The organism is Halomonas meridiana, from assembly GCF_009846525.1.
In the GTDB taxonomy this organism is placed as follows: domain Bacteria; phylum Pseudomonadota; class Gammaproteobacteria; order Pseudomonadales; family Halomonadaceae; genus Vreelandella.
In genome coordinates this window covers 2,334,440-2,346,483 of record NZ_CP024621.1, presented here as the reverse complement: position 1 = coordinate 2,346,483, position 12,044 = coordinate 2,334,440, and the positions used below count along the sequence as shown (strand labels likewise).

Sequence of the window (12,044 nt, the reverse complement as noted above, 5' to 3'; positions counted from 1 at the left end):
TCACTCAAGGAGCCGTTTGTGGCGACCAACTCACGTCGACGGATATTGATCATGGCCGGGGGGACCGGTGGGCACGTCATTCCTGCGCTTTCGTTAGCGCATGCGTTACAAGCCAAGGGTGTCGACGTGGAATGGCTCGGGAGCCCGCGCGGTATCGAAAATCAGTTGGTGCCCAAAGCCGGTATTCCGCTGCACACCATCGCCATTCAAGGGCTAAGAGGTAAAGGGCTCGTTGGCTGGTGCAAAGCGCCCATGAATCTTTCCAAGGCGGTATTGCAGGCGCGGCGTATCATTCAGCGTTTCAAGCCGGACGTCGTCGTGGGGCTTGGCGGTTTCGCCAGCGGCCCTGGCGGGCTAGCGGCGTGGCTGTCGCGGGTGCCGCTCGTGATTCACGAACAGAACGCCGTGGCGGGTCTGACCAACAAAGTGCTGTCGCGCCTGGCGACGCGTACCTACGCCGCCTTCGACGATGCGTTCGGCCAGCGGGCTGTCGTCATTGGTAACCCCGTGCGTGATGAGATCGCGGCGCTAGGGGAGCATCCCAAGCAGGTGTCGGATCTGGTGGGGCGGCCGCTCAGGCTGCTGGTAGTGGGTGGCTCCTTGGGAGCAGTTGCTCTCAACGAGCGGCTGCCCCCGGCACTGGCCGCGCTACCGCCAGAGCGGCGTCCTGACGTTCGCCACCAAGCCGGTAAAGAGCGCGATGTCGCGACGGCGCAAGCTTACACGGAACATGGCATCGTCGCCGATGTCAGCCCGTTCATTGATGATATGGCAGCGGCCTATGCCTGGGCGGATTTGGTGGTATGCCGTGCGGGGGCATTAACGGTGGCAGAGTTGGCGGCTGCCGCCAAACCGGCGCTGTTGGTGCCTTTTCCCTTTGCCGTCGATGACCATCAGCGAGTCAATGCCGATGTGTTGGTCAAGGCGGGAGCGGCGCAGTGTGTGGTTCAGTCCGCGCTGACGCCTGAGCGTTTAACCCAATTACTAGATGAATTATTGGACCCTGACAGGCTCGCGACCATGGCGTCGAAGGCGCGCCAGGCTGCTCATTTAGATGCCACCGAGCGTCTTGCCGACGGCTGTTTGGGTTTGGTAAAGCAAGGAGAAACTGCGTGACCGATTCAGTGACTAACCTGTCGCCGCGGGGCGCACGCCCTGCCGGCCCCGGCATGCGTCGTATTCAGCGGCTGCATTTCGTGGGTATCGGTGGTGCAGGCATGTGCGGTATCGCCGAGGTATTGGCGAACCAGGGTTACCAAGTCAGCGGTAGCGATATGAAAGCGTCCGCCGTGGTAGAGCGTCTGCGCCAGTGCGGTGTCAACGTGGCGATCGGTCATGCGGAAGCGCATGTCCAGGGAGCCGACGTGGTCGTGGTGTCCAGTGCGATTGACGATGCCAACCCTGAAATACGCTGGGCCCATGAGCACCGCGTGCCGGTGGTGCGTCGTGCTGAAATGCTGGCAGAGCTGATGCGCTTTCGCCATGGCATTGCCGTGGCGGGCACCCATGGCAAAACCACCACCACCAGCTTGACGGCCACGCTGCTAGCGGAAGGGGGGTTGGATCCGACGTTCGTGATTGGGGGTAAGCTCACTAGTGCCGGTGCCAACGCCCGCTTGGGTGAGGGCGACTACCTTGTGGCCGAGGCCGATGAATCCGACGCGTCGTTCCTGCACCTGCAGCCCATGGTTTCGATCGTGACGAACATCGATGCCGACCACATGGCGACCTATGGCGGTGACTTCGAGCGGCTAAAAAGCACGTTCATCGAATTCTTGCACAATCTGCCGTTCTACGGGCTGGCGGTGCTGTGTATCGACGACCCCCACGTGCGTGGCCTGTGTGAGCAGGTGAAGCGACAGTTCGTCACCTATGGCTTCGACGAAGATGCCGACTATCGCATCGTCGACTTTTCGCAGCAGGGGGGAGAGGTCTCGTTCACCGCGCTGCGCCCCGGCGATGCCGCGCCGCTGGCTATTCGCTTGGCCATGCCAGGACGACACAATGCGCTCAACGCCATGGCGGCGATCGTGGTGGCGACGGACGCAGGCGTCAGCGATGAGGCGATTCAGCGGGGACTGACCGGATTTGCAGGCGTGGGGCGCCGTTTTCAGGTACACGGCCACTTTCCAGCACCGTCGGGGAGCGGCGAGATCATGCTGGTGGACGACTATGGCCACCATCCCCGTGAAGTCGACATGGTGATTCAGGCAGTGCGAGCCGGCTGGCCCGACCGCCGTCTGGTAATGCTCTACCAGCCTCACCGCTATAGCCGCACTCGGGATCTATACGAGGATTTCGTACGCGTGCTCTCTCAGGTGGATACGCTGGTGCTGCTGGATGTGTACAGCGCGGGCGAGGCCGTACTGCCTGGGGCAGAAGGGCGCACGTTGGCAGGCTCCATCCGACAGCGCGGGGAAGTCGACCCGCTCTTTGTCGAGCACAAGCATGAACTGCCCGCCTTGCTGACTAACGTGCTGCGGCCGGGTGATATCTTGATTACTCAGGGCGCTGGGGATGTGGGCGGTATTTCGCTACGTTTGGCTCAGGCCAAGCTGGCGCTAGACGAGGTGGCGCTATGAACAGGGGGCAAGTCGGTTCCTTGGACCGTGTCGTCGTCGTGTATGGCGGCACCTCTGCCGAGCGAGAGGTGTCTCTCAAAAGCGGCGCAGCGATTTTGGCTGCCCTAAAGCGTCAGGGTGTGGATGCGATCGGCTACGACCCTAAAGAGGGTGGCCTCGCTGGACTCGAGCGTTTGGCACCCAGCGCAGTGTTCGTTGCGCTACACGGTCGCGGCGGCGAAGACGGAACCTTGCAAGGGGCACTCGAGCTGCTAGGCCTGCCCTATACCGGCAGCGGCGTACTGGCCTCCGCGTTGGGGATGGACAAGCAGCGTACCAAGCAAGTGTGGCAGGCCGTGGGCTTGCCCACGCCGGAATGCATCATGCTCAGCGAGCACGCCGACTGGGCCGCCGTGGTTGAGCAGCTCGGCCTGCCAATGATGGTCAAACCGGTGCATGAAGGCTCTACCTTGGGCATCAGTATCGTCAAAAGCCAAGAGGAGCTGCGATCGGCGTATACGGCAGCGGCCAAGTTCGATGCGCGTGTCATGGCCGAGCGATTCGTCGTCGGTGATGAGTACACCGTGGCGCTGCTGGGAGATGATGTCTTGCCCGCCATTCGCGTCGAGGTGCCGGGCGGTTTCTATGACTATGAAGCCAAATACATCGCCAATACCACCCAATACCACTTGCCCTGCGGCTTGTCCGATGAGGAGGAGCAGTCTTTGGCAGCGCTCTGTAAAGAAGCGTTTGTCGCGGTAGGCGGTCAGGGCTGGGGACGCATCGACGTCATGCGGGACAAAGCTGGGCAGTTTTGGCTCATCGAAGTGAACACGGTGCCGGGCATGACCGATCATAGCCTCGTTCCGCAAGCGGCTGCCCATGCGGGTATCGACTTCGACACCCTGGTCATGCGGATTTTGCAGACGGCGATCGCGCCGAGCGTTGCGTCATGATGGACTGGGTAAAAGGCGTGTTATGAAAAAACGCAACGCATGGCTAGGCGTTGTGCTGTTGGCACTACTGCTGGGTGCCGGGGGGCGAGCGCTGTGGTTATGGCTGGACCGCCCCATCGAGCGAGTGTCGATCCGCGGTGAGTGGGAGTACGTCAGCGCCGAATATTTACGTACCCAGTTAGCGCCGCTGGTGCAGGAAGCGACTTGGTTATCGGCTGATTTGGGCGAACTTCGCCGTCGCGCACTCACCATTGGGTGGCTAAACGAGGTGCGCATCTCCCGTGAGTGGCCCAACGCGCTGGTCTTCGAACTCGTCGAGCAAACGCCGGTGGCACGCTGGAACGACGAGTTTCTCTTGAACCCCGAAGGGGAGCCGTTTGCTTTTGCTCCCCTTGCCGTTCCTGAAGGCTTGCCCGACTTGGCAGGCCCTGGGGGGAGCAGCGAAGAAGTGTTGGCCTACTATCAGCGTTTGCTGCCGCACTTCGCTGGGTTATCCCTGTCGCTCGCTCAGCTACGATTGGAGCCGCGTGGCGCCTGGCGTTTACAGCTATCCAGCGGTGCTTGGGTAATGTTGGGCCGTCGTCAGCACGGCGAGCGATTGGCGAGGCTGTCAGCTTCTTGGCAACGCGAACTTGCCAATGTCAGCGATCATATTCGCTACATCGATTTGCGCTACCCTAATGGTGTCGCGGTCGCTTGGCACGGAGAAACAGAGTTTCAAGAGAGTGAACCATCGACAAATGCAGAGTAACCGTCGATGACAATGTGCAAAAAGTAGGTAAAGGTGAGTGGTTGCCAACGCCGAAAAACCCGTCAATGGGGTTTAAATTGCCGTTCAAGCCAATTATCGTGGGCGTGGGCTAGTCGTATTGCGACTATTGTTTCTATACTATGTCCCTAGCGGTGCTGTGGGTGGGTTTTTATTATCCTATCAGCGGTTAGCACGGTTCATCGCGTATCAAGTTTAACGTTACTAATTTCAATTTGGCAGCTGCTCTTTTTGCTAAGGCAATTAAAGTATCTTCCGTATTATTTAAAATGACGGCAAGGAGATTCCCCGACTCATGGCAGGCTCACCCAACGCATCCAATATGGTTGTCGGGCTGGACATTGGAACGTCCAAGGTCGTCGCGATAGTCGGTCAACCCACCGATGATGGTGGGATTGAAATTGCCGGTATCGGTTCACATCCGTCGCGCGGCATGAAGCGCGGCGTCGTCATCAATATCGAATCGACGGTTCAGTCGATTCAGCGCGCCGTAGAAGAAGCGGAGTTGATGGCAGGGTGCGATATTCACTCGGTGTACGTGGGTGTGGCCGGCAGCCATATTAGCTCGATGAACTCAGACGGTGTCGTGGCAATTAAAGAGCGTGAAGTCACGCCTTCCGATATCGACCGAGTGATCGACTCTGCGCGCGCTCGTGCGATTTCCGAAGGCCAGCGTGTGCTGCACGTGCTGCCGCAGGAGTTCTCGATCGATGCCCAAGGCGGCATTCGCGAGCCGTTGGGGATGTCCGGCGTGCGGCTGGAAGCCCAAGTGCATCTGGTGACGGCGGCCCTCAATGCCGTTCAGAATATCGAGAAGTGCGTGCGCCGCTGTGGGTTGGATGTCGACGCGATCATTCTCGAACAGCTGGCGTCAAGCATGGCCGTGCTGACTGAGGACGAGCGTGAGCTGGGTGTTTGTATGGTCGATATCGGCGGTGGCACCACCGATATGGCGATCTTTACCGAGGGAGCGATTCGCCACACGGCGGTCATTCCCATTGCTGGCGATCAGGTTACCAACGATATCGCCATGGCGCTGCGCACGCCGACTCAGCACGCCGAAGAGATTAAAGTGAAATACGCTTGCGCGTTAACACAATTGGCAGCAAGCGATGAGATGATCAAGGTTCCCAGTGTCGGTGACCGTCCAGCCAGAGACCTATCGCGCCAAGCGCTGGCAGAAGTGGTCGAGCCACGTTACGAAGAGCTGTTTACCTTGGTAAGAGACGAATTACGTCGCAGCGGCTATGAGGATATGGTCGCTGCGGGGGTGGTGCTCACCGGCGGCACCTCGCGCATGGAAGGTGTGAGCGAATTGGCAGAAGAGATTTTTCACATGCCGGTTCGTATTGCCTGCCCGCAAAATGTCAGAGGCTTGGCAGATGTGGTTCGCAATCCTATCTATGCGACGGGCGTTGGTTTACTGCATTATGCACTGCAGGAAACGCGTCATGGGCAAGGCCTAGAAAGCCACGGGGGAGTCGTTGCGGCCCACAAAGGACGTAACGAATTAGCCCGGCGTGATATCAAGGATGGCCATTCGGCGCTGGCAAGAATCAAAGGCTGGTTCAAAGGAAATTTCTGATAGGGCCGCAAGCGCGGTTCAGGAGACGGGGCTTATGTTCGAATTGGTAGATAACGCACCCTCGAGCAGTGCGGTCATCAAAGTAGTGGGCGTTGGCGGCGGTGGCGGTAACGCGGTCAACCACATGGTCGAGAGCAACATCGAAGGCGTCGAATTCATTTGCGCCAATACCGATGCTCAGGCCCTCAAGCGCGTATCGGCAAAGACGGTGCTGCAGCTAGGTAGCGAGATCACCAAAGGCCTTGGTGCTGGCGCGAATCCCGAAGTGGGCCGTCAGGCTGCCATGGAGGATCGTGAGCGCATTGCCGAACTGCTCAGCGGTGCCGACATGGTCTTCATTACCGCTGGCATGGGGGGGGCACCGGTACCGGCGGTGCGCCCGTGGTAGCGCAGGTAGCCAAAGAGCTGGGTATTTTGACGGTAGCGGTCGTGACACGCCCCTTCCCCTTCGAAGGGCCTAAGCGGATGCGCGCTGCTGAAGAGGGCATGAAAGAGCTCTCCGAGCACGTCGATTCGTTGATCACCATTCCAAATGAAAAGCTGCTGTCGGTGCTTGGGAAGAATGCCACGCTGCTGACGGCTTTCAGTGCTGCCAACGATGTACTGCTGGGCGCGGTCCAGGGTATCGCGGAGCTGATCACCAGCCCTGGCATCATCAACGTCGACTTTGCCGATGTGCGCACCGTTATGTCGGAAATGGGCATGGCGATGATGGGCACTGGCGGAGCCACGGGTGAAAACCGTGCCCGCGAAGCGGCTGAAAAAGCCATTCGCAGCCCGCTACTAGAAGATATCGATCTACACGGCGCGCGCGGCATTTTGGTCAACATCACTGCAGGTCCCGACCTCTCGATTGGCGAATTCAACGATGTCGGTGCCACGGTTCAGGAGTTTGCGTCCCAAGAGGCGACGATCGTGGTCGGTACGTCCATCGACATGGAAATGTCCGATGAGCTGCGTGTGACGGTCGTTGCGGCGGGACTCGATGGCAGTAAAGCCAAAGCTGCGGCAGCGCGCGAGCCCGCTCGTCGTTCAGCGGCAGAGGCCGGTGGCTCTGACTACCGTAAACTTCAGCAACCCACCGTGATGCGTCAGCAGGCCACGGCACGCGCGGAAGCCCCCGATGCAGCGCCAAAACCGCGCGCTGAGAAACGTCGCGCAGCGGATGCTGACGACTACCTGGATATCCCCGCGTTTCTACGCCGTCAGGCGGATTAACGCTCGCTATCAGGTTCATTGCAGCAGCAAACGAGAGTTTTATTGGTTAAAACGCTCGTTTGCTGTTAAAGTGAACACTGTTTGATAACTTTCTTCCCCTGCGGACCCTGTGGCAATTCGCTGCAAACCGCCGTCATTAGAGCTTGACCACTACCCATGATCAGACAACGCACATTACAAAACGTCATTCGCGCCACTGGAGTGGGTCTGCACTCTGGCAAAAAAGTCCATATGGCTTTGCGTCCGGCGCCGGCCAACACCGGCATTGTGTTTGTCAGAACCGATCTGGACCCCGTGGTACATGTACCTGCCCGTGCCGAGCTAGTCGAAGACACCACGCTGTGTACGGCACTCTCTCATGAAGGCGTCAAAGTGGCGACCGTCGAGCACCTCATGTCCGCCTTTGCGGGTTTGGGCATCGACAATGCCTACGTCGATATCAGCGCCCCCGAAGTGCCTATCATGGATGGTAGCGCTAGTCCGTTCGTTTTTCTGATTCAATCGGCCGGTATCCTGGAGCAGGACGCGGCGAAAAAATTTATTCGCATCAAGCGCCGTATTGGCGTGACCGATGGCGATAAAGAAGCCACCTTTTTGCCCCATCAAGGTTTCAAGGTTTCGTTTGCCATCGATTTCGACCATCCGGTTTTCGAACAGCAGAAACAAACTGCGCTGATCGATTTTTCGACCACGTCGTTTGTCAAAGAAGTCTCACGGGCGCGCACCTTTGGGTTCATGCGCGATCTAGAGTACCTGCGCTCCAACAATTTAGCCTTGGGGGGCAGCCTGGAAAACGCAATCGTGGTCGACGATTACCGTATCGTCAACGAGGGCGGTCTGCGCTACGAAGACGAGTTCGTCAAACACAAGGTGCTGGATGCCATTGGCGATTTGTACCAGCTGGGATACAGCTTGATTGGCGAATTCCGTGGCGTGAAGTCGGGTCATGCCCTGAATAATCAGCTGTGCCGTGAGCTGATGGCTCAGCCGGATGCTTACGAGATCGTGACGTTCGAAGAAGAGAAGGCCGTGGCCCCTATCTCCTATGCGGCACCGGCGATGGCGTAATTTGCCGAAAAACAAAACGTTGGGGACGAGTTGAAATCATGAAAGGGTCCCCCATCTACAAAGCACTGCTTCGGCGGTGCTTTGTTTGTTTTGGGTAAGCGCTTCTAGCGTGACGTTTTGGTATCTTCCGAACGCGCGTGAGAGGCCAAGCGCTCTAAGGCATGTCTCAGGCTAGGGCTGTCGGTGTCTTTGGCGCATTCGGCCAAGGTTTTGCCTGCGTCGTCGGAAAGCGTTCGCGTGAAGCGTTTAGGCGATTCGATGGGGCGTACGGGACGTACTTTGAGGGTAAATCCTGTTACCCCTTCAAAGCCAGGGAGCTGATGAAGTAACGATAATAGTCGCGACTGTTCATAGCGTAGCCACGTCAGCCAGCTTGCTTGTCCGCTGATGAGAGTCAGGCGCCCGCTGCTGAAGCCGCCCACGAAAATGTGTTCGCGCATCTCGTCGGGTAAATGAGCGCGAAGATGGCGCTGCGCTTGATCAATCAAGCGTGTTTGCCGCATGAGCTGGCCAACGCCGCCTGACTTGGTCAGCAGTTGGGCAATGGGCTGTGCGCGAGAACGCTTAACCTTTATACTCATCAACTTGATTCCTAGGGTGTTGCGAGTGGCGTCGTACTGGCAACTACGAGCAGCACCTGTGTTTGACCGCCAATAGACAGAGCCTAACACGCTCGGGAGCCAGTCCACAGCATGTCATCAACGTTACAGATCGAATCTGCTTCGCCAAGGCGTCCTCGACGCTATGGCCTAGCGCGTTGGTGGTTGGCTGGTTTACTGGTGAGCTGTTTATTACCCGCTAGTCTACACCCATCCGACGCACTGAGAAGTAGTGACCGTGGCGTCTGCATCTGCTTTTGGATGCCTGCTATGCTTCGCGCCCAATCTCACTGGATCGCGAAGAAACGGCGCGCGCTTCGCCGCTGGTTTCACCGTCAAACGCGGCGAGCGCCCCAGGCCCCCCGTCGCCCTTTGTCTTTTCTGCCGTTCGCGCTCCCGCTCGTCGCTGCCCGCGATGTCGTGACGCCCCGTGGCCCGCCTGCTCGATAACGCATCGCTTCATATCACCCTCTTTGCTTGATACCTGAGCGTACCTGGATGGGGCGCTCACGATGATTTGGAAATTTCATGATTAACAACTTGTTACGTAAAGTAGTCGGTTCCAAGAACGACCGTGAAGTCAAGCGCATGCAGAAAAGCGTGCAGAGCATCAATGCGCTGGAAGAGACCCTGGCGGGCCTGAGCGATGCCGAGCTTCAAGCGAAAACTCTAGAACTGCGCCAGCGCCTAGACGACGGGGCAGCGCTGGATAGCCTACTGCCCGATGCGTTTGCCGTGGTGCGTGAAGCCAGCAAGCGAGTCATGGGAATGCGCCACTTTGACGTGCAAATGGTCGGTGGTATGACCTTGCATCGTGGTCGAATCGCGGAAATGAAAACCGGGGAAGGTAAAACGCTGGTTGCCACGCTCGCGGTCTATTTGAACGCGCTGACCCGTAAAGGCGTGCATGTCGTGACCGTGAACGACTACCTTGCCCGTCGCGATGCGGAGTGGATGCGCCCCCTGTATGAATTCCTGGGGCTCACGGTGGGCGTTATTTTCGCCGGACAGACGGGGGAAGAGAAACGTCACGCGTACCAGTGTGACATTACCTACGGCACCAACAACGAGTTTGGCTTCGACTACCTGCGCGACAACATGGCGTTCTCGCTGGAAGACAAAGTCCAGCGCGGTTTGCACTACGCGATTGTCGACGAAGTGGACTCCATCCTGATCGATGAAGCGCGCACGCCGCTGATCATCTCCGGCGCGGTAGATGAAAATACCGACCTCTATGGCATCGTCAACCGCCTCGCCCAGCAGCTCGAGCAGGGAGAAGTCTCCGAAGATGAGGACGCGCCGGTAAGCGGCGATTTCGTGCTCGACGAGAAGCAGAAGCAGGTAGAGTTGACCGAACAGGGGCACAACAAAGTCGAAGAGCTCATGCGAGCCGAAGGGCTGTTGGGCGAAGGCGAGTCGCTCTACGCCGCGCAAAACCTCAACCTGTTACAGCACATGCACTCTGCGCTGCGCGCACGCCATCTCTATCACCTGGATGTGGATTACATCGTCGCCGAAGGTCAGGTAGTGATCGTCGACGAGCACACTGGCCGCACGATGCCGGGCCGTCGTTGGTCCGAGGGGTTGCACCAAGCCGTCGAAGCCAAAGAGGGAGTAACGGTTCAGCGAGAAAGTCAGACGTTGGCGTCTACCACGTTCCAGAACTACTTCCGTCTGTATGAAAAGTTGTCGGGCATGACGGGCACGGCGGATACCGAAGCGTTCGAATTCCGTCAGATTTACGGCCTGGATGTCATCGTCATTCCCACCAACCGTCCGCTGGCGCGTAAGGATCTCAACGATCTGGTGTACCTCAGTGCGGAAGAGAAGTACGAAGCCATCATCAAAGACGTGAAGGCGGAAACCGACGCTGGTCGCCCGGTGTTGGTGGGTACCGCCTCCATTGAAACGTCTGAGTATTTAGCTCGCCTAATGCGTGAGGCTGGGCTGAAATTTAACGTTTTGAACGCCAAGCAGCACCAAAGCGAAGCGGAAATTATTGCCCAGGCTGGCCGTCCCGGCGCGATCACTATCGCTACCAACATGGCGGGTCGCGGTACCGATATCATGCTAGGCGGTAACTGGGAAGCTGAGGCCGCTAAGCTGCACAACCCCTCGCAAGCTCAAATCGATGCGCTCAAAGCCGAGTGGCAAAAGCGCCATGATGCGGTGCTGGAAGCCGGTGGCTTGCACGTGGTGGGCTCTGAGCGCCATGAATCTCGACGTATCGATAACCAGCTCCGTGGTCGTGCCGGTCGTCAGGGCGATCCAGGCTCTACACGCTTCTTCCTCTCGCTGGAAGACAGCCTCATGCGCCTATTTGGCTCCGACCGGGTGAAGCGCTTGATGCAGGCGCTGGGGCTTGAGCGTGGCGAAGCCATCGAGCACAAGATGGTTTCCAATGCGGTCGAGCGCGCGCAGAAGAAAGTAGAAGGGCGTAACTTCGATATTCGTAAGCAGCTGCTGGAGTACGATGACGTTGCCAACGATCAGCGCCGCGTGATTTACGAGCAGCGTAATGAAATCCTTGCCTCTGATGACGTCTCCGCTGCGGTGGTGGGTATTCGAGAGGAGGTAATGCAAGACGCAATTAGCGACTACGTGCCCCCTCAAAGTCTGGCCGAGCAGTGGGATCTGCCTGGTCTGGAAGCGCATCTGAAAACGGAGTTCAATCTCGATGCTCCGGTCGTTAAGTGGGCGGACGAGGACGAGCGCTTCAGTGAAGAGAAGTTGCGCGAGCGTCTGCAAACCATGCATCGAGACGCCTACCAAGCGAAGATCGAGTCCGCTGGTGAAGCGCTGATTCGTCGCTTCGAGAAACAGGTGATGCTGCAAGTGCTGGATACCCGCTGGAAAGAGCACCTGCAGTCCATGGATCATTTGCGTCGCGGTATCCACCTGCGTGGCTATGCACAGAAAAACCCCAAACAGGAGTACAAGCGCGAGTCCTTCGAGCTGTTCCAGCATCTGTTGACCAACATCAAAGCCGATGTCACGCGTATTCTCAGCCACGTTCAGGTGCGTCAGCCAGAAGAGGTCGATGCTCTGGAGCAGAAGCGCCGTGAAGAACTGGCCCGTGAGAAGGCGACGGCTGCTAGCCGTCATGAGGCACCCGATACCGAGCCGAGCGAAGCCGCTCCCGGCGCCGATGGTCGTCCGCTGCGTCGTGAAAACCCGAAAGTCGGCCGCAACGACCCCTGCGTATGTGGCTCCGGTAAGAAGTACAAGCAGTGCTGCGGCAAATTGAGCTAATCACGCGCATACGTCAGTGTGCGTAAAGGAGAGAAA

The 12,044-nt window shown here is 58.3% G+C and carries 8 protein-coding genes and 1 pseudogene; 8 read left to right on the top strand and 1 reads right to left on the bottom strand.

All coding sequences use genetic code 11. The annotated features are described in order from the left end of the window. Positions 1-18 precede the first annotated feature (18 nt). The 7 genes and pseudogenes from murG (at position 19) to lpxC (ending at position 8,157) form a co-directional block, all read left to right on the top strand. The gene (murG, locus tag CTT34_RS11375; RefSeq protein WP_159342539.1) at positions 19-1,116 is read left to right on the top strand and encodes an undecaprenyldiphospho-muramoylpentapeptide beta-N-acetylglucosaminyltransferase; all 1,098 of its coding nucleotides are present in this window, start codon (positions 19-21) and stop codon (positions 1,114-1,116) included. 53 nt (positions 1,117-1,169) lie between these two features. Next, positions 1,170-2,582 (top strand): UDP-N-acetylmuramate--L-alanine ligase, encoded by a 1,413-nt coding sequence (gene murC, locus CTT34_RS11370; RefSeq protein ID WP_159343771.1) that lies wholly within the window; start codon positions 1,170-1,172, stop codon positions 2,580-2,582. Further along, positions 2,579-3,517: a D-alanine--D-alanine ligase gene (locus tag CTT34_RS11365; RefSeq protein WP_159342538.1), complete on the top strand. Its 939-nt coding sequence runs from the start codon at positions 2,579-2,581 to the stop codon at positions 3,515-3,517. The genes murC and CTT34_RS11365 overlap by 4 nt, the downstream gene beginning before the upstream one ends. 22 nt (positions 3,518-3,539) lie before the next feature. Continuing rightward, positions 3,540-4,268: a cell division protein FtsQ/DivIB gene (locus CTT34_RS11360; protein WP_159342537.1), complete on the top strand. Its 729-nt coding sequence runs from the start codon at positions 3,540-3,542 to the stop codon at positions 4,266-4,268. Positions 4,269-4,581: 313 nt separating this feature from the next. Further along, positions 4,582-5,871: a cell division protein FtsA gene (ftsA, locus tag CTT34_RS11355; RefSeq protein ID WP_159342536.1), complete on the top strand. Its 1,290-nt coding sequence runs from the start codon at positions 4,582-4,584 to the stop codon at positions 5,869-5,871. A gap of 34 nt (positions 5,872-5,905) precedes the next feature. Beyond that, a pseudogene (gene ftsZ / locus CTT34_RS11350) lies at positions 5,906-7,089 on the top strand (cell division protein FtsZ). Between the two features lie 156 nt (positions 7,090-7,245). Further along, positions 7,246-8,157 carry a UDP-3-O-acyl-N-acetylglucosamine deacetylase gene (lpxC, locus tag CTT34_RS11345; protein ID WP_159342535.1) on the top strand — a complete coding sequence of 304 codons (912 nt, stop codon included), beginning with the start codon at positions 7,246-7,248 and terminating at the stop codon, positions 8,155-8,157. A gap of 104 nt (positions 8,158-8,261) precedes the next feature. Here lpxC and CTT34_RS11340 read toward each other — a convergent pair whose 3' ends face one another. Next, a complete protein-coding gene (locus tag CTT34_RS11340; RefSeq protein ID WP_159342534.1) occupies positions 8,262-8,738 on the bottom strand; it encodes a DUF721 domain-containing protein in 477 nt (158 codons plus the stop codon). A 546-nt stretch (positions 8,739-9,284) separates the two neighbouring features. Between CTT34_RS11340 and secA the strand changes: the two genes are divergently transcribed. Continuing rightward, positions 9,285-12,008, top strand: a complete 2,724-nt coding sequence (gene secA / locus CTT34_RS11335) for a preprotein translocase subunit SecA (RefSeq protein ID WP_159342533.1) — start codon at positions 9,285-9,287, stop codon at positions 12,006-12,008. Positions 12,009-12,044 lie beyond the last annotated feature (36 nt).